The 21255-nt window shown below is 69.8% G+C and carries 15 protein-coding genes and 1 pseudogene; 4 read left to right on the top strand and 12 right to left on the bottom strand.

What is annotated here, in order from left to right; all coding sequences use genetic code 11:
• Nucleotides 1-99 precede the first annotated feature (99 nt).
• Together ABH920_RS21240 and ABH920_RS21235 are read left to right on the top strand one after the other, a co-directional pair.
• Nucleotides 100-1737 (top strand): lectin, encoded by a 1638-nt coding sequence (locus tag ABH920_RS21240; protein WP_370350794.1) that lies wholly within the window; start codon nt 100-102, stop codon nt 1735-1737.
• 145 nt (nt 1738-1882) lie between these two features.
• Entirely contained in the window at nt 1883-2746 is an 864-nt protein-coding gene (locus ABH920_RS21235; RefSeq protein ID WP_370350793.1) for an oxygenase MpaB family protein, read from the top strand.
• On the opposite strand, the gene ABH920_RS21230 is transcribed toward ABH920_RS21235, so the two are convergent.
• From ABH920_RS21230 to ABH920_RS21205, 6 genes are all read right to left on the bottom strand, one after another.
• Entirely contained in the window at nt 2730-3350 is a 621-nt protein-coding gene (locus ABH920_RS21230) for a VOC family protein (protein WP_370350792.1), read from the bottom strand. The two genes, ABH920_RS21235 and ABH920_RS21230, sit on opposite strands and share 17 nt — an antisense overlap.
• Nucleotides 3351-3370: 20 nt before the next feature.
• Complete coding sequence (locus ABH920_RS21225; protein WP_370350791.1) at nt 3371-4522, bottom strand: aspartate aminotransferase family protein; 1152 nt, start codon at nt 4520-4522, stop codon at nt 3371-3373.
• The gene (locus ABH920_RS21220; RefSeq protein ID WP_370350790.1) at nt 4519-5307 is read right to left on the bottom strand and encodes an SDR family NAD(P)-dependent oxidoreductase; all 789 of its coding nucleotides are present in this window, start codon (nt 5305-5307) and stop codon (nt 4519-4521) included. The genes ABH920_RS21225 and ABH920_RS21220 overlap by 4 nt, the downstream gene beginning before the upstream one ends.
• 82 nt (nt 5308-5389) lie before the next feature.
• Nucleotides 5390-6343 (bottom strand): winged helix-turn-helix domain-containing protein, encoded by a 954-nt coding sequence (locus tag ABH920_RS21215; protein WP_370350789.1) that lies wholly within the window; start codon nt 6341-6343, stop codon nt 5390-5392.
• A 67-nt stretch (nt 6344-6410) separates the two neighbouring features.
• Entirely contained in the window at nt 6411-8084 is a 1674-nt protein-coding gene (locus tag ABH920_RS21210; protein WP_370350788.1) for a DUF5722 domain-containing protein, read from the bottom strand.
• Nucleotides 8085-8138: 54 nt separating this feature from the next.
• Nucleotides 8139-11444: a cutinase family protein gene (locus ABH920_RS21205; protein ID WP_370350787.1), complete on the bottom strand. Its 3306-nt coding sequence runs from the start codon at nt 11442-11444 to the stop codon at nt 8139-8141.
• Nucleotides 11445-11712: 268 nt separating this feature from the next.
• Between ABH920_RS21205 and ABH920_RS21200 the strand changes: the two genes are divergently transcribed.
• Nucleotides 11713-12348, top strand: a complete 636-nt coding sequence (locus ABH920_RS21200; protein ID WP_370350786.1) for a GntR family transcriptional regulator — start codon at nt 11713-11715, stop codon at nt 12346-12348.
• Nucleotides 12349-12394: 46 nt separating this feature from the next.
• On the opposite strand, the gene ABH920_RS21195 is transcribed toward ABH920_RS21200, so the two are convergent.
• Nucleotides 12395-14278: a tannase/feruloyl esterase family alpha/beta hydrolase gene (locus ABH920_RS21195; protein WP_370350784.1), complete on the bottom strand. Its 1884-nt coding sequence runs from the start codon at nt 14276-14278 to the stop codon at nt 12395-12397.
• A complete protein-coding gene (locus ABH920_RS21190) occupies nt 14265-14750 on the bottom strand; it encodes a nuclear transport factor 2 family protein (protein WP_370350783.1) in 486 nt (161 codons plus the stop codon). Before ABH920_RS21190 ends, ABH920_RS21195 begins: the two co-directional genes overlap by 14 nt.
• 115 nt (nt 14751-14865) lie before the next feature.
• Here ABH920_RS21190 and ABH920_RS21185 point away from each other — a divergent pair, with 115 nt between their 5' ends.
• Nucleotides 14866-15630: a TetR family transcriptional regulator gene (locus tag ABH920_RS21185; protein WP_370350782.1), complete on the top strand. Its 765-nt coding sequence runs from the start codon at nt 14866-14868 to the stop codon at nt 15628-15630.
• 6 nt (nt 15631-15636) lie between these two features.
• Here the strand turns inward: ABH920_RS21185 and ABH920_RS21180 are convergent.
• From ABH920_RS21180 to ABH920_RS21165, 4 genes and pseudogenes are all read right to left on the bottom strand, one after another.
• Nucleotides 15637-16083, bottom strand: a pseudogene (locus ABH920_RS21180) (transposase); the annotation flags it as partial.
• Between the two features lie 182 nt (nt 16084-16265).
• Entirely contained in the window at nt 16266-17189 is a 924-nt protein-coding gene (locus ABH920_RS21175) for an NADP-dependent oxidoreductase (protein ID WP_370350781.1), read from the bottom strand.
• Between the two features lie 106 nt (nt 17190-17295).
• A complete protein-coding gene (locus tag ABH920_RS21170; protein WP_370350780.1) occupies nt 17296-17691 on the bottom strand; it encodes a MerR family transcriptional regulator in 396 nt (131 codons plus the stop codon).
• A gap of 451 nt (nt 17692-18142) precedes the next feature.
• A complete protein-coding gene (locus tag ABH920_RS21165) occupies nt 18143-21085 on the bottom strand; it encodes a BTAD domain-containing putative transcriptional regulator (RefSeq protein ID WP_370350779.1) in 2943 nt (980 codons plus the stop codon).
• Nucleotides 21086-21255: the final 170 nt, after the last annotated feature.

The raw sequence follows: 21255 nt of genomic DNA, 5'->3' as shown, positions 1-21255 counted from the left end.
AGCCCTTTTCTTGGCGAAGTCTTGACTCTCTTCCGCAGAATCAGCGGTATTTTGACCGTGCCCCTCCCACTCAACCCCCTGATTCGAGTGAGGCTGTCGATGACGCTCTCCCGACGCACCCTGCTTTCCTCAGCCCTGACCGGCACGGCCCTCGCCGCCGTCGCCGGCAGCGAGCTGACCTCGGCCTTCGCCGGACCCGCCCCCGCAACCGCCGCCGGAGCCGCGCGCCCCGCTGCCTCGGCGGCCGGGGACGTGGTCGGCAAGATCACGGTCGGCTACCAGGGCTGGTTCGCCTGCATCGGCGACGGGGCGCCGATCAACGCCTGGTGGCACTGGAGCCAGAACGAGTCGCAGGCTCCGACGCCGAGCAACCAGAACCTCAAAGCGTGGCCGGACATGTCCATATACAGCAACGGCTACCGCACCGGCTACGCGAATCTCGGCAACGGCGCCGCGCCGAACCTCTTCTCCTCCTACGACCAGTCCACGGTCAACGCGCACTTCTCGCTGATGCAGCAGCACGGCTGCGACACCGCCGCCCTCCAGCGCTTCGACCCGAACGGCAGCGAGGGCCCGACCCGCAACGCCGTCACCGCCAAGGTCAACACCGCCGCGCAGCAGTACGGCCGCAAGTTCTACATCATGTACGACGCCTCGGGCTGGACGAACATGAAGACCGAGATGCCCGCCGACTGGACGAACGTGATGTCGCAGTACGCCTCGTCCTCGGCCTACGCGCACCAGAACGGCAAGCCCGTGGTCGGCATCTGGGGCTTCGGCTTCAACGACGCGAACCACCCCTGGTCCGCCGCCGACTGTCTGTCGGTCGTGCAGTGGTTCAAGGACCAGGGCTGCTACGTGATGGGCGGCGTGCCGACCTACTGGCGCACCGGCGTCAACGACTCGCGCGCGGGCTACCAGAGCGTCTACTCGGCCTTCAACATGATCTCGCCGTGGATGGTCGGCCGCATCGGCTCGGCCAACGACTCGAACAACTTCTACACCAACGTCAACGTCGGCGACCAGTCCTACTGCAACTCCAACGGCATCGACTACCAGCCCTGCGTCCTGCCCGGCGACCTCTCGGCCCGCCAGCGCGCCCACGGCGACTTCATGTGGGCGCAGTTCTACAACATGGTGCGCGTCGGCGCGCAGGGCATCTACATCTCCATGTTCGACGAGTACGGCGAGGGCAACCAGATCCTCAACACCGCCGCGACCCAGGCGTCCGTCCCCACCAACTCCGGCCTGCTCTCCCTGGACGAGGACGGCACGGCGTGCAGCGCGGACTACTACCTGCGCCTGACCGGAGACGGCGGCAGGATGCTCAAGGGCCAGCTCGCCCTCACCTCGACGCGGCCCACCCCGCCGGAGGTCTCCGGCGGGGGCGGTGGCGGCTGCGGCACTCTGACCGCCAACCAGCAGCTCACGGTGAACCAGTCCACGCTCTCGTGCGACGGCCGCTTCTCCCTGATCCTGCAAGGCGACGGCAACCTCGTGCTCTACCAAGGCAGCACGGCGCTGTGGGCCTCGAACACGGTCGGCAAGGCCAGCGCGAGGGCGATCCTGCAGGGCGACGGCAACTTCGTGATCTACGACGGCAACGGCTCCCCGCTGTGGGCCAGCAACACGGCCGGCAACAACGGCGCCTATCTGACGGTGCAGAACGACGGCAACACCGTCATCTTCAGCTCCAGCGGCGCGACGCTGTGGAGCACCGGGACCGGAGGGCACTGAGCAGCGGCCGACGACTCGCGCCCTCACCGCCTCCCTCGCAGGGGCGGCGAGGGCGCGAATCAGACCACTGTGATACCGAGCACGCCCGGATCGCCCAGCGCCCAGCGCCCGGCGCACGGCCGGCCGGCCGGTAGGATCCGAACCCATGCGCAACCGCGACCGGGCCCGACTCAAGCACCTCCGCACCCTGGATCCGGTCAAGGACCACGAGGAGATCTACCGCACCGTCGCGCAGTACGAGTTCGGCTGGGAGACCATGCTCGGCCTGAACCTGGCGTTCTACCGGACGTTCGGGATCCCGGCCATCGCCGAACTCCTCTACTCGACCGGGGAGATGACCGAGCGCACGCGCAAGCGCGCGGACGACACCGGCCTGCTGATGTACGAGATGATCACGCACGGCCTGGAGTCCGAGCGCGGCCGCGCCGGCGTGAAGCGCCTGAACCAGATCCACCACCGCTTCGAGATTTCCGCCGACGACTACCGCTACGTGCTGGCCACCTTCGTCGTCGTACCGACGCGCTGGATCGACCGCACCGGCTGGCGCCCGCTGTGCTGCCACGAGCGCACGGCGACCGTCGAGTTCTACCGGCGGCTCGGCACGCTGATGAACGTCAGCGACATCCCCGCCGACTACGCCGGGTTCGAGCAACTGCTCGACACCTACGAGGCCAAGCACTTCGGACCCACCGCCGCCGCCGAAGCCCTGATGGCCGCCACGCGCGGGCTGTTCGCCGGCCGCCTTCCCGACCGGGCCAAGAGCCTGGCCGGACCGGTCGCCGACACGCTGCTGACGCCGTCGCTCCGGGTGGCCGTCGGTGCCCCGACGCCGGCGCTGCCGGTCCGCGTGCTCGTCAACAGCCTGATTCGGCTGCGCGCCACGGCTGAGGCGTGGAAGGCACCGCGTACGGAGCCCTACCTCACGCTCGGCACGGCGCCGAGCTACCCGAACGGCTACCAGGTCGAGCAGCTGGGGCCGGACGGCGGCGCACCTAGCCCCGCGCGGTAACGTCGCTCCACGCATGGAACTCGTTCCCGGCGGGATCGAGCAGTTCATCAAGCAGTTCATCGACCAGTTCGCCGCTGTCCAAGTCCAGGGCGAGAACGTCGAGCCGCAGCCGGTTGCGGCCCGTCTTCTTCGCCGCCGGCGGGCCCATCACCAGGGACACCGGGCTGTCCTCCGCACGTCGCAACCGGAAACCCCACACGCCGGACTCGATGTGCGTCCAGCCGCTGCGGGACATCCAGAACGCCGACTGCTCCGCGCGCTCCTCCTCCGCGATATCCAGGCAGATCGCGACGAGCCCCGCGTCGGCGAGCACGCCAGGATGCCCGGGACGCAAGACACAGAACTCGTTGCCCTCGGGATCGGCCAACACGTCCCAGGGCACGTCGCCCTGCCCGATGTCGGCGCGCGTGGCACCGAGCGCCAGAAGCCGCTCGACCTCGGCCGGCCAGTCCGGGCCGCCTGCGAGATCAAGGTGAAGCCGGTTCTTGCCGGACTTCGGCCGGTCGGTCGCGACGAACCGGAGCCGAAGCCCGTCGGTGCGCCCGAGCATCGCCTCGGTCCAGAAACGCTCCAACGCCGCGACGTCGAGCGCGTCGATGACCACTCCCGTCAGCATCCTGTCTGTCACTGCTCTCTCGCAAAGGTCCGGAGAATGGCCAACGCATCGCGGACGTCATCGACATGCGTGCGATGACTGGTCGGATTCATCCGCAAGAAGAAACGGCCTTCGACGCGCGTACTGGACAAGAATATCCGCTCGGTCGCATTGACTCGGTCAAGCAGCCTCTGGCTATCCTCATCATCGCCACGCAGCCGGAACACCACCACCGAAAGGTCGGGTTCCCAGGGCACTTCGAAATGCGGATCGGCAGACAACTCACGATATATGAGCTCTGCCAGGTCGAGCTTTTCGTCCAGCGCCGCACGGAACGCGGCCACGCCGTGCAGGTGCAGCGGCAGCCACAGCCGCAGGCCGCGGAACTCCCGCGTCAGTTCCGGCCCGAGGTGTCCGTAGTCGGGCATGTCGTCGACCTCGTGCACGTCCTGCAGGTAGTGCCCGTCGCCGGCGTGCGCGGCCAGCAGCTTCGAGGTGTCCCGCACCAGCAGGACCCCGGTCCCGTACGGCAAGAACAGGCTCTTGTGCGGATCGACCACGAGGGAATCAGCGCGCTCGATACCGGCGAGCCGCTTGCGTCCCCGGTCCGTCAGTTGCAGGCCGCCGCCGTAGGCGCCGTCGACGTGGAACCACAGCGACTCCTCCGCCGCGATCTCGGCGAGCTCCGCCAGCGGGTCCACGCTGCCGGTGCTCGTCGTGCCCGCCGTCCCGACCAGCAGGAAGGGCTCGAAGCCGCGCGCGCGATCCTCACGGATCATGCTAGCCGCCGCCGACGAATCCATGCGAAGCTGCCGCGTCGGCACGACCCGCACCGCAGAGGCCGGAAACCCAGCGATCCGCGCCGCCTTCGCCACGCAGAAGTGCGTGTGTTCGGTGACGTACAACGTCCCGCCGGCGAAGTTCTCACCGAGCCGGTCGTCACGCGCCGCGACCAGCGCCGTCAGCGTCGCGAGCGAGCCTCCCGTGGTGATCAGGCCGCTGGCACCCTCGGGAAGCCCGAACTCCTTGGCCAGCCAGCGCAAAACCCCGTGCTCCATCGCGACGAGGGCCGGCGCCAGCGTCGCCACCGCGGTGAAGCGGTTGTAGACCTGAGCCAGGGCGTCGGCGAGCGCCGAGGAGACCAGGCCACCGGCCGGGAAGTACGCCCCTTCGCGGGTCACATGGCTGTGTATCCCCCGTCGACGGCCAGGATCGAGCCGGTGACGTAGCTCGCGGCCGGGGAGGCGAGGAAGGCGTAGGGCGCGGCGATCTCGGCGACCGTCGCGCGCCGGCCCAGCGGCGTGAAGGTCGCGATGCGCCGGTCGGACGCCGGGTCGTCGTGGGCTGTGACGCGGTCCATGATGGTGGCGGCGTACCCGGGGGCGACGGCGTTGACGCGGATGCGGTGTGGGGCCCATTCGGCGGCGAGCGTGCGGACGAGTTGGTTGATGCCGCCTTTGCTGGCCGCGTAGGGCGCAAGGGTGGGGATGCCCACCGAGCCGGCGATGGAGGAGGTCATGGTGATCGATCCGCCGCCGGCGTTCTCGATCCAGTGCCGCGCGGCGGCCTGCGCGGGCTGGAAGGCGCCGCGCAGGTTGACGGTCAGGATCCGGTCCCACTCCTCGACGGTGTAGTCGACGGCCGGTTTGATGATGTCGATGCCGGCGTTGCAGACGACGTGGTGGACGGCGCCGAACGCCTCCAGGGCGGTGCCCACGAGCCCCTGCGCGACGGAGGCGTCGGTGACGTCCCCGGCCAGCTGCGCGACCCGCGGCACGCCGTCGGCGGTCGGCGGGTACTGCTCGCTGAGCTCCTTGCCCGCCAGGGTGGTCTCGGCGGCGTCGTGGCCGTTGACGCAGACCCGCGCGCCCTGCGCGAGCAGTACTTCGGCGATGGCCAGGCCGATGCCGCGGCTGGAGCCGGTGACGACGGCGGCGGTGCCGGTGAGGTCGAACAGATCGTTCATGGTTCCCCGTTTGTCGTGCCTCGTGTATCGAATTCATTGTTGCATTCAGTTGTGGATGCAGCAAGGCTGAGCCAGGCCGGCCTCACGAGAACAGATCCACCAACGCCTCCCCCCGCGCCGTCCGCCGCACCTCCGTCCACGATCCCTGCCGCCGTCGGGTGAGCAGTCCGGCGGCCTCCAACTGCCGGCAGTGGTACGTGGCGGCCGGGGCGGTGGCACCGATCCAGCCGGCGATGTCGGACATCGTCGCCGGCGCCGTCAGGGTCCTGAGGATCAGGGCGCGGGCCGAGCCGATCGCCACGCCGAGGGCGTCGGTGCGGGCCGGGGTCGCGGCGGCGCTGTGCAGGCGGCCCTGGCCGGGCATGGCGTAGCCGAGCCAGACCAGGTCGGGACGGTCGAGTTCGCACAGCGTCGGCGCCGAGCTGGAGATGATCGGCACGAAGGCGAGCGTGCGCTCGGCCAGCGCGAAGTCCTCCGGGTAGCGGTCCTCGATGTGCAGGATGCCGTCCCGGTAGTGGTGGCGGGAGCCGAGGCCGAGCAGCACCGCCTCCGGCGCGCCGCGCACCACGGCCGCGCCGACGCGCTCGACCTCGCGGTCGAACAGCTCCGACGCGCGGTTCCACACCGGGGTGAAGGCGCCCCAGGTGTCGGCCATGACGTCGGCGACGCCGCGCAGCCAGCGCTCCGGCGCGGCCACGACCGGCCGCCACGTCGTCGGGACGTCCTCGCCGAAGATCGCGTGCAGCTCGGCGAGCAGCACGTGGGGATCGGCCTCGCGGATCCGCTCCAGGTGCTCGCCGGGATCCGGGCGGTCGGCGTCCGGGCGGATCAGCGGGCTGATGCAGTCCGGCAGCACCGGCGTCCCCGGCGCGAACATCGGCCGCAGCACCGCCGCGGCGTCGGTCGACATCGCCCCGCGCACCAGGCGGCGCCAGGGCTCGGGCACTCCCTGCGGCCGGTCGCCGTAGATGTCGGCCAGCAGGGAGATCAGCATCGGGACCGGATCGCGTTTGACGCTCACCCGAAGGCGCGTCATGTCCCCGAGGTCTAGGCGCGAGAAGGCCATGCGACCGCCCTCAGAAGCTCCACGGCACCCTCCCCTGTCAGGGCCCTGCGTAGCCGAGCAGTTGTTCGGTCCGCTGCCCCTCGCAGTCGGACCGCGGCGAGATGAAGTGATCGCCGTTCGACGGGACAACGCAGCGGTACAGCGCGATGGTGCCCGGCGTCGCGGACGTGTGGATGTAGCCGACCGGTCCGAGCGGTTGCAGCCCTTCACAGCCGGCGTCGTGCGTCAGCAGGTTGTGCCCGACCGCCCCGCCGACGCTGCATTCGTAGAGCATTGACGTTCCAGGCTGCTCCTCTCGGTACAGGTGCCACGACCCCTCGGTCCGGAATCCCGGCGGAAGCAGCCGACTCGAGGCCCAGTGCCCCCGGCTCGGGTCGTAGCCGCGGACCAGCGTCGTGTACGGCAGCGCCTCGAAGCCACAGGAAAGCTGCGGCGGGTTGAGGTCGTTCCGGTTGGCCAGGGCCCACGTCGCCCAGGCCGGCTTCGCGCTGCCGTCGGCGTTGTGCAGCCCCAGACCGAGCCCGGCGGAGACCTCGGTCGGGTTGTCCAGCATCCGGTGGTAGACGTAGTTGCTGATCCCCGGCGTGCCGAGCACGTTGTGGAAGGAGTCGCAGACCGCCTGGGATTGGGCCTGCGGCGAGGACGGACTCAGCGAGTTGACACCGCTCTCGGTGAGCTCGATGTCCCAACTGCTCGGGGTGTTCGGGAACGTGGCACGCAGCCAGCCGGCCAGCACGCCGATGTCGCCGTACGTGACGTACGGGTAGTCGTCCGGCGAGAAAGCGTTGCTGCGCAAGTCGATCGGGTACGGATGGAACGCCACGCGCCACTGCCGACTCCCGGCCCTGGCCGCCAGGCCGCGGAGCACCGTCATGCCGGACAGGGTGGGGCTGGCCGAGGCCGGCTGGTCGAAGGTCGGTGCGGCGAAGGAATGGTCCAGCGAAATCAGGACCTTCGCCGTCGGCTGTTCCCGCGCCACCGCGTCGTAGGCGGCGTCGTAGTTCGCCCCGATCTGGTCCAGCCACGACGTCTCGTCGCACGGCGTGCCGGAGCCGCAGCCGATGTCGAACCAGGAGTTGCTGTTGACCTCGTTGTCGACGACGAAGTCCGCGACGCGTCCGTTGCCGTGCTGACCGTCGTAGCGCTGCGCGAGCATGCCGACGAAGCGGCCGTAGTCCGCGGCGTTGTTCGGCGTGCAGAAGACGTCCATTCCGGGAGCGGTGTCGCACGTCTTGCCGGCGCGCGCCCACGCCGGAGTTCCGTAGACGACGCCGGTGACGACGACCCCCTTCGCGGTCCACGCGTTGATCTGCGAGTCGACGTCGGCGGGGATGGTGAAGCAGTGGTTGTCGTACTCCTGCTGGCCGGCGGCGCAGGGCGGCGAGACGACCTGGTTCTCCCAGCTCGCCCAGACCAGGTTCATCGCCACGCCGCCGGTGTTGTTGCCGGCGATCTCGTCCATGTTCGGCCAGGCGTCGGGCTGGATGGCCTTGATGCGGTAGTCGGAGCGGGTCGGGTAGGGAAGGGCTGTCGCGGAGGTGTGGCCGGCGTGGCTGGTGTAGCCGATATTGCCGGTGTTGCCGGTGTTACCGGTGTTGTCGCTCTGTCCGGTGGACGACTGGGCAGCAGGTGTGGTCGCCACGAGGACGGCCGCCGTGGCTGCCGCAGCAGCCACGAGCAGCCGGACCTTGCGGGTGAGAGCTTGTCTCATGGTCGTGGATGTCTCATCGCTGTAGATGTCTCATTGCTCTAGATGTCTTCGCGGTCAGATTCGTTGCTCGACGTAGCCCAACGGGCCCTCGTTGTGCTGGCCTTCGCAGTTCGGGTCGGCCGAGTCGAAGTGGTCCCCGGTGGTCGTGAGGCACCGGAAGATCTCCGCGCTCGACACGGAGGCCGGAGGCTGCTGCCAGATGTACCCGAGCGGCCCGTTGACCGTGTAGCCGGCGCACGTGGGGTCGAGCGAGTCGAACTCGCCGCCGGCGTACTGGCAGCTGTACAGCAGCTGCGTACCCGGCTCGTCGGTCCAGGACAGGTAGCCGAAGGCACCTTCCAGTCGGAACCCGGACGGCAGCGCGCCGCCGTTGGTCGAGCGGTGGTGTCCGTCGTCGCTCACCGTACGCGACAGCTGGGTCCGGGCCAGCAGATACCCGAGCTGGAACTCAGTGTGCTGACCCTCGCATCCGGAGTCGAACGAGTCGAAGTGGTCCCCGGTGGCGGTGAGCAGGCAGCGGTAGATCGGCACGGTCGGCAGGCCGGAGGGTTGTGTGGTCCAGATGAAGCCGATCCGCGCGACCGTAGCCTGCCCCTCGCAGTTGGCGTCGGTCGAGGTGAACTCCAGCGTCCCGTTCTGCATGCAGCTGAACAGCGGAACCGTGCCCGGCTGCTGGGTCATCGGCAGCATGCCGAACGTCCACTCCGGCTGGAAGCCCGCGGGGATGCCCCGAGTGCTGGACCAGTGGGTGGTGCTGTTGCTGTAGCGGGTGTAGTTGGCGTAGGCGATGGTGTAGCCGAGCAGGTGTTCGGTGGTCTGGCCCTCGCAGTTCGGGTCGTTGGCGTCGAAGTGCTCGCCGTTCGCGGCGACCAGGCACCGGTAGAACGGCAGCGACGGCTGGTCGGTCGGCGGCGAGCTGTAGATGAAGCCGAGCGTGCCGATCACCGTCTGGCCCTCGCAGGTCGGGTCGAGCGAGCTGAACTCGTCCGTCCCGTGGAACATGCAGGCCTGGAGCGGCACGGTGCCGGGGACCTGGGCACGCTCCAGCATTCCGAGCGGTCCCTCGAACCGGTATCCGGCCGGGACGTCGCCGACCGCGGTGAAGTGGTCGGATCCGTTCCAGTACCGGGCCAGCTCGCCGAAGCCCGGACCGCGGTTCGCCGTCGACTGCGCGTACGGGGTGATCGAGCCCTGATTCACGATGACCGCCGAGCCGCAGCCGCCGGCACTGCACCGGTCAGCCAGGTCCACCTCGCCGGCCGCCGCCTGGTAGTGCGTTCCGTCCTCGACCGTGACCACGTTCGTGCCGTCGGCCGGGGCCGCGTTCATGTGGTCGCGGGTGTCCACGCTCCACTGGTTGACCTGAACCCAGTGCTCGCAGCCGCCGGGCTGGCAGGAGGTCAGGTAGAACGGCGCGCCGCCGGCGAACTTGTAGAGCCGGCCGCTCTCGGTCCGGACCACCGTGTTGTCGGCGGGGACCGGACGCATGTGGTCGTTGTTGATGATCGCCGCGCCGCTGATCGACACCGGGGCGCCGCAGCCGATTCCGCAGTCGCTCAGGTGGATCGGCGCGCCGCCGGCGAAGCGGAAGACGTCCCCCGGCTCGTCGATGACGGTCGCTCCGTCCGCCGGCACCGGCAGCATGTGATCGAGCCCTGCGATGGACGCGCCGCTGATCCCCACCGGACTGCCGCAGCCGACCGCGCAGCTGGCCAGGTGGATCGGGGCACCCCCGACGAACTTGAAGACATCCCCCGGCTCGTCGACGATCGTCGTCCCGTCGGCGGGCGCGGGCCGCATGTGGTCGACGATCACGATGCTGCCGGCGGTGATCGGCACCGGGCTGCCGCAGCCCACGGCGCAGCTGGCCAGGTGGATCGGGGCACCGCCGGCGAACTTGAAGACGTTCCCGGCCTCGTCCTTGGCCGTGGCGCCGTCGGCCGGCTGGCCGCGCATGTGATCGAGCCCCGCGATGGACGCGCCGCTGATCCCCACCGGACTACCGCAGCCCACTGAGCAGCTGGTCAGGTGGATCGGCGCGCCCCCGACGAACTTGAAGACGTCCCCCGGCTCGTCGACGATCGTCGTCCCGTCCGCCGGTGCGGGCCGCATGTGGTCGCTGATGACGATGCTGCCGGCGGAGATCGGGGTCATGCCTCCGCAGCCGACCGCACAGCTGGCCAAGTGGATCGGGGCGCCGCCGGCGAACTTGAAGACGTTCCCGGCCTCGTCCCTGGCCGTCGCGCCGTTGGCCGGGACGGCCGGTCCGGCGTTGATCACGGCCTGGGTCGTGGGCAGCGGGTTCGGGCACAGACCGCCGGCACAGGTGGTCAGCCAGATCGGCGCGCCGCCGACCATCTTGTAGATCCGGCCGGTGTCAGAGGTCTGCAACACGGTGCCGTCGGCGAGCCCGTAGACCGAGGTCACCGGCTGCGGCCCGCCACCGCCCCCGCCACCACCGCCGGGAGGTCCGCCGCCGCCGGGGCCGGGGCCCGTGCCGCCGCCCGGGCCGCCGATCGTGTTCTGCATCAGCCGGTACCCGAAGCCCTCGCCGATCAGCTGCGGGAAGTTGTAGTAGCCCGAGCCCGAGCCGCAGCACTGGCCGTAGTAGGTGTGGATGTAGGTCTTGAAGGCCAGCGTCGCCGCGGTGTCGAACAGGTCGTCCAGTCCCGGGGAGTCACAGACCGGGTCGCCCTGCAGGCACAGCTCCGTCGACCGGCTGGAGATGTCCGCCGCCAGCCAGCTACGGCCCAGCAGGCCGCCGCCGCTCTGGTGCCCGGGCTGGCCGTCGGTGGTGACGGAGATCGTGTACGAGGCTCCGCCGACGCTCTCCGGATCGGCGAGCATGACCAGAGCGCCGATGTGCGCGCGCTCGTTGGAAGTGATCCCGTTGACGGTGTCGTGGACCACGTTGGCGCCCTGGGAGTAGCCCATCAGCCCGATCGTGGTGTCCGGGCAGTTGGCGATGATGCTCCGGATCTGGCCGGTCAGGTTGTTGACGCCCTGGGCCTCGGAGCGGAAGTAGTCCAGCCCGACGGGGACGGCGTCGTAGGTGAGGCTCTGGACGGTCGTCTGGGCGGCCGGCAGGACGCCGGCGGCGTAGTCGCCGTAGAGGCTCAGCTGCGGACCCATGCGGTTGTTGCCGTCGTAGCCCTCGCCCGAGCCGCGCACGCCGATCACCCAGTAGGTCGTGCACACGAAGATGTCGTTGGGCTTGGCGGCGGTGTCGGGCCTGGCGGTGGCAGAGCTGTGGGAAGGCCGGGTCGGCTGGCTTTGCCCAGCCTGCGCCATCGACGGCGCCGCTCCCAAAAGTAGGCCGACGAGCGCGACGAGCGCCGGCACCCTTCTCAAGATTCGCATGTGTACCCCTTAGCCACACGGCGAGTGAGGCGCGTCATGGTGCGCGCAAGAGAATCATCGAGTTGACGTTCGGGCCGGACAAATGCTTCAACGATCGTTGAAGCGCGGGTTGTTTGGAGACGCGGGCATCGCTGCGTTCCAGACATCGTAGGTGATGACCCACCATAGGGACACACCCACCACCCGGGAGGCATAGTGCATGCACAACCGCATGCACTATGCTCGGATCGCTGCTCCCCCCAGCGCGCCGGAAGGAAGCCACGGACCGATGACCCCAGCGGTCTCCCTCGCCGAAGAAGCCGTCCGGCAACTGCGCTCCGACATCATCGCGGGCCGCATCCGGCCGAACACCCACCTCGTGGCCGGTGAGCTCGCCGAGCGCCTGGACATCTCGCGCACCCCGGTCCGCGAGGCGTTGCAGGTGCTGGCCAGCGAAGGCCTGGTGGTGGCGACGCGCCGGGGTTTCGTCGTGCACGAACACAGTGCCGCCGAGATCAAGAACATCTACGAGGTGCGGGCCGCGCTGGAAGCCATGGCAGCGCGGTTGGCCGCCGAACGGGCCGACGCCGCCACGGTGCAGGCGCTCGCGGCGATCGGCGCCGACGATCCCGCCATCGTGGACCGCCCCCGCGAAGAGCTCGTGACGCTGAACGAGGCGTTCCATGAGGCGGTCATGGCGGCCTCGGGCAATCCCCGGTTGGCGGCGGTCAACGAGCGGAACTCGCAGCACTTCTTCAACCACGAGATCGCCCGGCTCTACACGCGGGAAGAGGCCGCCACCGCCGTCGCCGGGCACGCGAAGATCCTTGAGGCGATCACGAACCGCGATCCCGACGCGGCTGCCGCCGCCGCGCGTCAGCATGTGCTCGAAGCGCTGGACGTCACGCTGCAGAAGCTGAGGTAGCGGGGCTTCGTCCACCGCCACCTCGCTGCTTCTTCGGGCACTGAGGTCAGCTCTTGCCGGGGCGGGTGACCCACTGTCCATCGACCCAGCCGCTGACGGTCTCGTAGCCGGAGCGGAAGGCGCCGAGCCAGGTCACCGGGCCGAGGCTGGTTCCGGGCCGCGCGGTGTAGCTGGCCGCCTGGTCGATCGGGCCGCCGGTGGTGTCGACGGCGATCCGCGGGTACGGGAACACCGGCCGGGTGGCGGTGGTCGTGCCGTTGGCGTCGACGCTGGAGGAGAGCAGGCTGTCAGGGGCCTTGCCCGCGGTGACCCAGTCGGTGATCGCGGTCAGGGCGTCGAACTGGTCCGGGCCGTCGCCGCCGCCGCAGTGCGAGACGCCGGGGAGCAGGAACAGCCGGGCGAACTGGTCGGTGGCGTGCTCGCCGCCCATCGCGGTCTGGACCGCCTGGTAGTAGGCGATGGTGCCGACCGGGGAGATCTCGGGGTCCGCCCAGCCGGCCCAGAGCAGGAGCTTGCCGCCGGCGGCGCGGAAGGCGCTGAGGTCGGGGTCGGTCGCGTCGTACATGCCGTCGTTGGCCTGGGTAAGGCGGGTGAACTCGGCGTCGGTGAACTTCACGTCCTGGTACGTGGCCGTAGGATCGACGCCGGGTTCGACCATGTAGCGCAGCGTCTGCTGGACGATGGTCTGGTCGACGCTCGGGGCGCCGGGCGCGACGGGGACCAGCCAGGGGGCCCAGTTCAGCTCCGAGCCGGGGAGCTGCCAGCCGGGGTAGAGCAGCGTGCCGTGGGCGTCGCGCGGGCCTTGGTAGAGCTTGCGGACGGTCGTGATCTGCGCCGGGGTGAGGCAGAAGGCGGCGGCGGTGGACGTGCGGCCGGGAGCGCACGCCAGAGTCGCGGGGTCGAAGTGGCAGCCGAGCGGGTCGGAGACGAGGCCGTCGCGGGTGCCGTCGGCGGCGTCGCAGGCCTCGACGACCGCCTGGTGCAGGGGGGCCAGGTCGGCGGGGGTGAGGATCGGCGAGCCGTCCGGTGCGGTGTTCGCCTGCACGTTCCAGGCCTGGTAGAAGACGTTGAGCTCGGTCATGATGCCGGCCGGCGAGCCGGCGATCACGCCGTTGAAGTCGCGGGGGTAGCGCTGCGCCTCGGTGAGGCCTTCGTGGCCGCCTTGGGAGCAGCCGTCGAAGTAGGAGTGGTGCGGCGCGGCGCCGTAGAAGCGGGCGATGATCGCCTTGGCAGCGAGCGCGAGTTCGTGCTCTGACTGGTAGCCGAAGCCGGCGCGGAGCGTCGGGTCGGCACCGAACGCGGCGGACAGGACCGAGCCGGCGGCGTGGCCCTCGTCGTCGCCGGCTACGGCGAAGGCACCGTTGGTGAGCGGGGCGCAGGCGGCTGCGGCATCGGTGGCGATGGTGACGCTGCCGCAGTAGCCGCCGCATCCGTCCTGGAGGTAGTCGCCCTGCCAGGTCTTGGTGGGGAGCAGGAGTTGGAACTGGATCTGCGGGGCGATGGTGCCCTGGACCTGGCAGGCGTCCCAGGGGCCTTGGGGGTTGTCGGTGGCGGCCAGCGGCGTGGCGGAGTCGATTTCGGTGGTGGCGCCGGGGGTGGTGGCGAAGTCTTGGTGGGCGAGTTGGTTGCAGGTCAGGAGCGGGGTGGTGGCGGGGGCGGTGGCGGTGGGCTTTGCGGCGCGGGCAGCGTTGCTGGCGCGGGCGCCGTTGCTGGCGTTGGCGGTAGTGCTGGCGTTAGCGGCGTTAGCGGTAGTGCTGGCGTTAGCGGCGGGGGCGGTTTTGGCGGCGTTCGCGGCGGCTTGGGTGAACCGCGCGGTCGCCGGGACTTTCGCCTCGGCGGCCGCGCCGGAGATGCCGAACACCACGGTGGCGGCCATGAGCGCTGCTGATGCGATGGACAGTGCTGTCTTGCCGAGTTCAGCCTTGTGCATGCCCCAGCATCGCAGCGAACTGCTGCAGTCCGCCGACTATCTGGGCCCCGCGCAGGGTGTTGGTGTAGTCCTGGTAGCCGGTGATCTTCCCATCGCGGACGCGGATGACGCCGATCGATGAGGGCAGCACAAAGGGCTCGCCGGTGGCGTTGACCGTGCCCTCGATCGTGAACTGGGCCGTGGCCTGCTCCGGGTCGGCGCCCGGGTGGACGGTCACGGTGACCCTGTCGAACGTCAGGAGGCTGCGTGCCGAGTTCGCGGCGACGCCCAGCAGGTGCTCGCTGATCGCTTCGAAGCCCTCCCAACGCTTCGGGCCGTCGAGGCCGAACGGGGTTTCGTAGACCGCGTCCGGGGCGAACTGGGAGACGAACTGCTCGTTCTGGCCGCTTTCCATCGCCGCTCGCAGTCGCTCGATGACCTCGGCGGTCGTCGCTGCCGACTGCGCGCCTGCCTCTGTGCCTGTGACTGTCACGAAAGCCCCTCCACTTACTGAAGACAACGCTGGTACACTCCCCGGTAACGGAGAGATCTCTCCGTTACCGACAGGACGATATGGAGAGTCCTCTCCGTATGTCAAGGAGCGCGTGATGACGACGACCGGCGAGACGCAGAGCGCCGCGCTTCCCCTCCCCCGGCGCGCCGACGCGATGCGCAACCGGGCTCTGCTGCTGGAGACGGCGCGGGAGATGCTGTCCGCGCAGGGGATCTCCGTGTCCTTCGACGACATCGCGCAGCGTGCCGGCGTCGGGGTCGGGACGGTGTATCGGCACTTCCCGACTCGAGCGGATCTGCTGCGTGCCGTGTTCAGTCGCGGGCTGGTGCGGATGACCGAGCGTGCCGCTGAGCTGCTGGGCGCCGAGGATCCGGGGCGTGCGTTCATGACGCTGTTCCGGGAGCTTGTGGACGGAGCCGCCGTGAACAAGGCCGTCTGCGAGTCCGTCGATGTGGAGGATCAGCAACGCCTGATTCCGGATCCCGAGGCGAACCGGGCCTTCGAGGCGGCGTTGGGTCTACTGCTGGTCAGGGCACAGCGTGCCGGGCAGATTCGGGCCGAGCTCGACGTGGCGGATGTGCGGGCCCTGGTACTCGGCGCGGCTACGGCGTCTCGGGCCCGGGAGGGTGTGCGGTCCGGTCGTCTGGTGGACCTCGTCGCCGAGGCGCTGCTGTGTGACGAAAGCCCTCTCGCTGCCGATGCGCGTTACGAAACTCCGAGCGTTTCGAGTCCGCCGGACCTTCCGAGTCTCCGGTGCGCCGAGTGCGGCGCTCCTCTTCACGCCTCGCCGACGGGACGTCCCGCGCTCTACTGCGGGGCTTCGTGTCGGCAGCGGGCGTATCGGAGGCGTTCCGCATGAGCGTTGCACCACGGGCCGCGAGCTCATCGCCTTGTGCTTGGAGGCGTTCGCCTCCGACTTGGTGCCGTCCAGCGCGACGCGACCCATCCTCACCATCCGCAGCTTGTGCGCCAGGTGCAGGGACTGAGTGAAAATGTCGGCCAAGGCGTCCAGGTGCCGCGCCCGGAACCGGGATATCGACCGGTAGTCAGGGCCTGCCCCCGCCGCCAGGAAGCGGAACGCCACATCGTCCACGCACCTGCGCTCGATCGCCCGCGAGGAGCGCACCCCGGTGGTGTAGCCGTAGATCAGCAGCCGCATCATCAGCCGCGGGTCATACGGCGGGAACCCGCGGCTCTCGGTGTAGGAGGCCAGGATCGGGGCCAGGTCCAACACCCCGTCGACCAACTCGGCAACGAACCCCGCCAGATGTCCCTCCGGCAGCTACTCATCCAGCGACGGCAGCAACAGCATCTGATCCTGGGCGAAGGCCCAGAACGTCTTCTTCACCAGCGCCGCCGGCGCGGCCTTCGGCCCCGCCACCACCGCCGGACCTATCTAGAACAAGCCATCCCCACCAGGCATACCGAGATCTCCCCATATGAAAGATCACGAATAGCTGGTGGGTGTCGGCGTACGCCTGGGCCGGGAACTTCTCATGCCACCTTGATGACAACCTTGCCCGCACTGTGACCGTTCTCGACGGTGGCGAGGGCGGCTGGGGCGTCGGAGAGTGGATGGACCGCGGTGATCACGGGTGCGAGGACTCCGTCGAGGGTCAGCTGGGCGGACCGTTCCAGGTTCTCGCGGTCGAGGCGACGCTCGACGAAACGCCCACCGAGATCGGGTACGGACATATCACCCACTGCGATGACGTTGCGGGGCTCCCGAGCCAGCGGGGCGACCGTCCGCAGCGAGGTGCCTCCGGCCAGGTCGACGATCCCGTCGAAGCCGTCCGGAACCAGCTCGCGTGCCGCGGCGACGACGTCCTCGGCGGTGTAGTCGATGAACCGCACCCCGATGGCCTCGGCGTGCTCGCGCTTGGCGGTACTCCCGGTGCCGATCACACGCAGCTCGCGCCCGATGGCCAGCCGGGCGACGGCCAGGCCGACCCCACCCCCGACCCCGTTGACCAGGACCGTGGCACCAGCGGGCAGGCCGAGCTGGTCGAGCGCGTCCACCGCGGTCGTCCCGGCTACCGGCAGCGTTGCCGCCACGGTCGCGGACAGGCCCGCCGGAATGCGCGCGGTGTTGGGCGCGGACAGCACCGTCGTCTCGGCATAGGTGCCGCCACCGCTAAGCGCGAAGCCGAAGACCGCGTCACCCACCTCGAGCCCGTCGACGTCCTCGCCCCGGGCGAGAACGGTTCCCGCTGCCTCCATGCCCAGCACGCGGGGAAACGGACGCCCGCCGTCGAGTCCGGGGACCAGACCCGAGCGCAGCAGGTGGTCCAGGGGGTTCACGCCGGCGACGTCAACCCGGATCAACACCTCGCCACGACCGGGGACGGGATCGGGACGGTCGAAGAACTCCTGCACCTCGGGCCCGCCATACTTTCCGAAACCCCACGCCTGTCCCATACCGTGCCGCCTTCCGGATGACCGACCCGGTTGTTCCGGGCGCTGTCGACATCCTCACCCCTGACATCGATGTAAAAGGCAAGCCACTGAGATACAGGTCACAGCATCAGGGGCGACCGTGCGCCGGTTCCGGCGTCATGGACAGCTCCGCCCGGTGTCGACTATTGACCTTGATCAGCACGTCGAGCGCATCCCGGGTCTCGACCAGGTGCGCGATATCGGCGTCGATCCGCTCGCGCTCGCGCATCATCGCCGTGAACGTCTCCTCGGCGATACCCAGGTCACCGGGGACGTCCACACACGGCAGCACAGACGCGATCACCCGGCTGGACATACCCGCGTCGAACAGCCGTCGGATGAGCCACACGCGCTGGACCTCGGCATCGGAATAGTGACGCTGCCCCGCATCGGAGCGTGAGCTGGCCAGCAAGCCTTGCTCTTCGTAGTACCGCAGTGAGCGCGGACTCACGCCCGTGCGCTTTGACAGCTCGCCGATCCGCATTCCTGAGAGCCTACGCCCGCACGCTCCAGGTCCAGACCGCCAGCGAGTCATGAACACCAGCGGACACCGCCACAGTCGGCAGGGCCGTCCCCAAGGCCCCACGACTGAGCACATTCATCTGTACGCTGAGCACTTTTCCCAACACGCCGACAGCAGGTTGGTGTAACTGACCCACGCTCCTAGCGGGAAGGCAGCGCGCGCGGCGCAGGCGTGATGCTGCCGAGCCGGGCTGGTCAGTGCCCGGGAATCGCGCTGGCCTCGGCCATCGCCAGGCGGTGCGCGCCTCGGCGGCGCAGAGCAGGCTCATCAGCGCAGCGGCCAGTCGCGTGTCTGCGGTGCACCGCCGGTATCTGCGGTGCACCACCGGCGTCCACGGTGCACCGCCGGTATCCGCGATGCACCACCGGCGTCCGCAGCGATCGCACAGCCGGGATCCCCGATCGCAGCGCCCTCAGCCATCCCCATCCCCATCCCCCACCGCTCCCGCCGCCCCCACCACCGGCTCCACAAGCTCCGCCCGCAGCTCGATCAAGCGCGAGCTGCCGATCTCGTCGACCATCGCTGAGGCGCGGCGCCAGGTGGTGGCGGCTTCGGGGGTGTGGCCGAGGGTGGCTTGGGCCTGGCTGAGGCGGAGGAGGCTTTCGGCGTGGCCGGCTCGGTCTTCGATGGTGGCGCGGAGGTTGGCGGCGTCGGTCAGGAGGGCGATCGCCTCCTCGGCGCTGTTGTTGGAGGTGTGGGCTGTGCCGAGGGCGTTCAGGATGTAGGCCTCGATGTAGGGCCGCTCCGCCTTGCGCGCCAGGGGCAGTGCCTCCTCCAGCGCTTCGGCGGCTGCGGTGTGGTCGCCGCAGGCGGTCAGGGCTTCGGCGAGGTCGGCGAGGCCCGCCGCCGTGCGTTCGGGCATGTCGATGATCCGCAGGACCTTGACCATCTTCTGCTGGTTGGCCACCGCCTCGCGGTGGTGCCCCGCCTTCAGCAGGACCCAGCCGTAGGCGTTGTACGCGATCACCAGCAGCCGCAGGTCGCCGACCTCCTCGGCGGCCTCGACGCCGAGGCCCGCCGCGTCCAGCGCCTCGGCGTGCCGCTCCAGGTGGCCGAACGCGTACGCCTGCACGCTCAGGATCCGGGCCCGCGCCAGCGGGTCGCCGTCACGCTGCGCGGATCGCAGCGCGACGGTGAACGTCTCCGCCGCCTCGGCCCAGCGGCTGCCCTGCGTGAAGAACAGGACCAGCTGCGAGGCGAGTACCCAAGCCTCCGGCCCCGGCAGGTCGGACTCGGCGGAGACCACCGCGGCCCGGACGTTGGCGTTCTCGACCAGGAACCACTGCCAGGCCGCGTCACGGTCGGCGAAGCTCGGAACCGCCCCGGGCGCCGAGATCCGGGACAACAGATCCCAGGTGTTCGTCCGTGGCGCCAGCTGGTCGGCGGCGGCGGAAGAGGCGTGGCTGTACCAGTGGACGAGTCGCCCGACCGCCGACGACCGGTCCGGAGCAGGCGCGGCGGCGGCTAGTTCGCGAGCGAAGTCCCGCAGCAGGTCGTGCAGGAAGTAGCGGCCGGGGACCACGCTGTCGACAAGGTGTGCGTCCAGCAGCACATCAAGGGCGTCCTCGGCATCCTCGACCGGAACCCCCGCCAAAGCCGCGACCGCCGCCACCGAAATATCCGGACCACCCGCCAACCCCAGCAGCGTGAACACCAGAGCCGGCGACGACTTGGGACGCACCCCCGCGGGCAGCCCCCGAAAGCTGACCTCGAAACTGGCCCGCGCCGCCAAATCCCCGATCCGCAGCTCGTCCAGCCGCCGGTGCTCGTCGTCCAGACGCGTCGCCAAAGCCTGCACCGGCCACGAACGCCGAGCCTGAAGCCGCGCCCCGACGATCCGCAGCGCGAGCGGCAAGCCCGCGCACACCCGCAGGACGTCATCAGTGGCCTCAGGCTCGGCACGCAGCCGCTCGGCCCCGACCAGCTCCGCCAGCATGCTCAGCGCTTCAGCCGCCGACATCGGCTCCAGGTCAAGGCGCGCGGTGGCCGGCAGGTCGGTCAGCCGCGATCGGCTCGTGACGAGAACAGCGCAGCCCGGCGACGCCGGCAGCAAAGGCAGCACCTGCGCGGCGTTCCGCGCGTTGTCGACCACGACCAGCAGCTGCTTGCCGTGCGTCAAACTCCGGAACCGCGCCTGCCGCGCCTCGGCGTCCACCGGCACCGCCTCCGCCGGAGTCCCGAGATCCACCAGCCACTGCCGCAGCACCTCCGCGGGGTCCCGCGTCGCGGCGTCCATGCCGTGCAGGTCCACGAAGAGATTCCCGTCAGGGAACTGATCCGCCACCTGATGCGCCGTGGCGACGGCCAGCGACGTCTTGCCGAGCCCGCCGCCGCCGGTGATCACCGCAACCGGCACCTGACCGGCCCGACCCGACCGGACGGTGATCGCGTCGTGCAGGAAAAGGATCTGCTCGTCGCGGCCGGTGAAGTCGCCGATGAGAGACGGCAGCTGCGCGACGCCGATCGCTTCGGCAGCCGGCGATATAGATGCCGATACCGAGGCAGATGTCGAGGCAGATGTCGAGGCAGACGGAGATGGACTCGGCGCCGGGTCGGCCGTCGGATCCAGAGCACCCAGGCCAAAGCCAGAGCCCTCCGCAGCATCGACATTCAGCGCAGGATCCTGATTCAGCATCCGCTGATACAGCTCCCGCAGCTCGACCGAAGGCTCGACCCCCAACTGCTCGTCCAGCAGAACCCGCAACCGCCGGAACGCCTCCAACGCGTCGGCCTGCCGCCCCGCCCGATACAGCGCCAGGCTCAGCTGCCGCCACGCCGGCTCGTGCAAGGGCTGCGTCGCCGTCAGGTCCAGCAGCTCCCCGACCACCTCCCGGTGCCGCCCCAGATGCAGGTCCGCGTCGATGCGGACGGTCTGCACCAGCAGCCGCTCCTCCCGCAGCGCCCGCAACCGGCTGGCCAGGTCCAGCCCGACGATCCGCCCGGCCAGCGGCTCGCCGCGCCACAGCTCCTGCGCGGCGGTCAACAACGCCGCCGACTCGGTCCACACGCCGCCGGAAGCCAGCCGCCGGCCCTGCCTCGACAGTTCCAAGAACTCTGCGACGTCGAAACCGACCCCGTCCAGATCGATCAGGTAGCCCGAGGGCCGCGTGGTCAACCGCTCGGCCAGCACCGGCCCCAGGAACCGTCGCAGTCGGCTGAGATGGTTGCGCAACGAGTCCACGGCGGCCATCGGCGGCCGTTCCGGCCACACCGCGTCGATCAGCACGTCGAGCTGAACCGCCCGCGGACTGCTCAGCAGCAGCACGACCAGCACGGCCTCGGGGATGCCCGGCGGCAGCTCCTCCGGCCCGGCCCCGTGGTCCACCGTCGTGGGTCCCAATATGGCGAAACGCACGGCCGAGCCTCCCGTTGTGCGTCTAGCAATGTCCTTACAGCCTAGGCGGCCAGACCCAGGCTACGCCTCGCTCTTCCACAATTCGTTCGGAATTTTTGGGCCTGTTATTACCTCGTTCGTCGCACGGCTTCCACCAGCCGTTCAGCCGGCCCGATTCAGATGTTGAGCTC

Origin of the sequence: Catenulispora sp. EB89 (assembly GCF_041261445.1) — a bacterium.
Classification (GTDB): Bacteria; Actinomycetota; Actinomycetes; order Streptomycetales; family Catenulisporaceae; genus Catenulispora.
This window is presented reverse-complemented; position numbering and strand designations above follow the sequence as displayed.

Bases quoted from the DNA above. Each gene is read 5' to 3' on its own strand.
- ABH920_RS21240 (WP_370350794.1), top strand. From the start codon at position 100: ATGACGCTCTCCCGACGCACCCTGCTTTCCTCAGCCCTGACCGGCACG.
- ABH920_RS21235 (WP_370350793.1), top strand. From the start codon at position 1,883: ATGCGCAACCGCGACCGGGCCCGACTCAAGCACCTCCGCACCCTGGAT.
- ABH920_RS21220 (WP_370350790.1), bottom strand. From the start codon at position 5,307: ATGAACGATCTGTTCGACCTCACCGGCACCGCCGCCGTCGTCACCGGC.
- ABH920_RS21215 (WP_370350789.1), bottom strand. From the start codon at position 6,343: ATGACGCGCCTTCGGGTGAGCGTCAAACGCGATCCGGTCCCGATGCTG.
- ABH920_RS21210 (WP_370350788.1), bottom strand. From the start codon at position 8,084: ATGAGACAAGCTCTCACCCGCAAGGTCCGGCTGCTCGTGGCTGCTGCG.
- ABH920_RS21205 (WP_370350787.1), bottom strand. From the start codon at position 11,444: ATGCGAATCTTGAGAAGGGTGCCGGCGCTCGTCGCGCTCGTCGGCCTA.
- ABH920_RS21200 (WP_370350786.1), top strand. From the start codon at position 11,713: ATGACCCCAGCGGTCTCCCTCGCCGAAGAAGCCGTCCGGCAACTGCGC.
- ABH920_RS21195 (WP_370350784.1), bottom strand. From the start codon at position 14,278: ATGCACAAGGCTGAACTCGGCAAGACAGCACTGTCCATCGCATCAGCA.
- ABH920_RS21185 (WP_370350782.1), top strand. From the start codon at position 14,866: ATGACGACGACCGGCGAGACGCAGAGCGCCGCGCTTCCCCTCCCCCGG.
- ABH920_RS21175 (WP_370350781.1), bottom strand. From the start codon at position 17,189: ATGGGACAGGCGTGGGGTTTCGGAAAGTATGGCGGGCCCGAGGTGCAG.
- ABH920_RS21170 (WP_370350780.1), bottom strand. From the start codon at position 17,691: ATGCGGATCGGCGAGCTGTCAAAGCGCACGGGCGTGAGTCCGCGCTCA.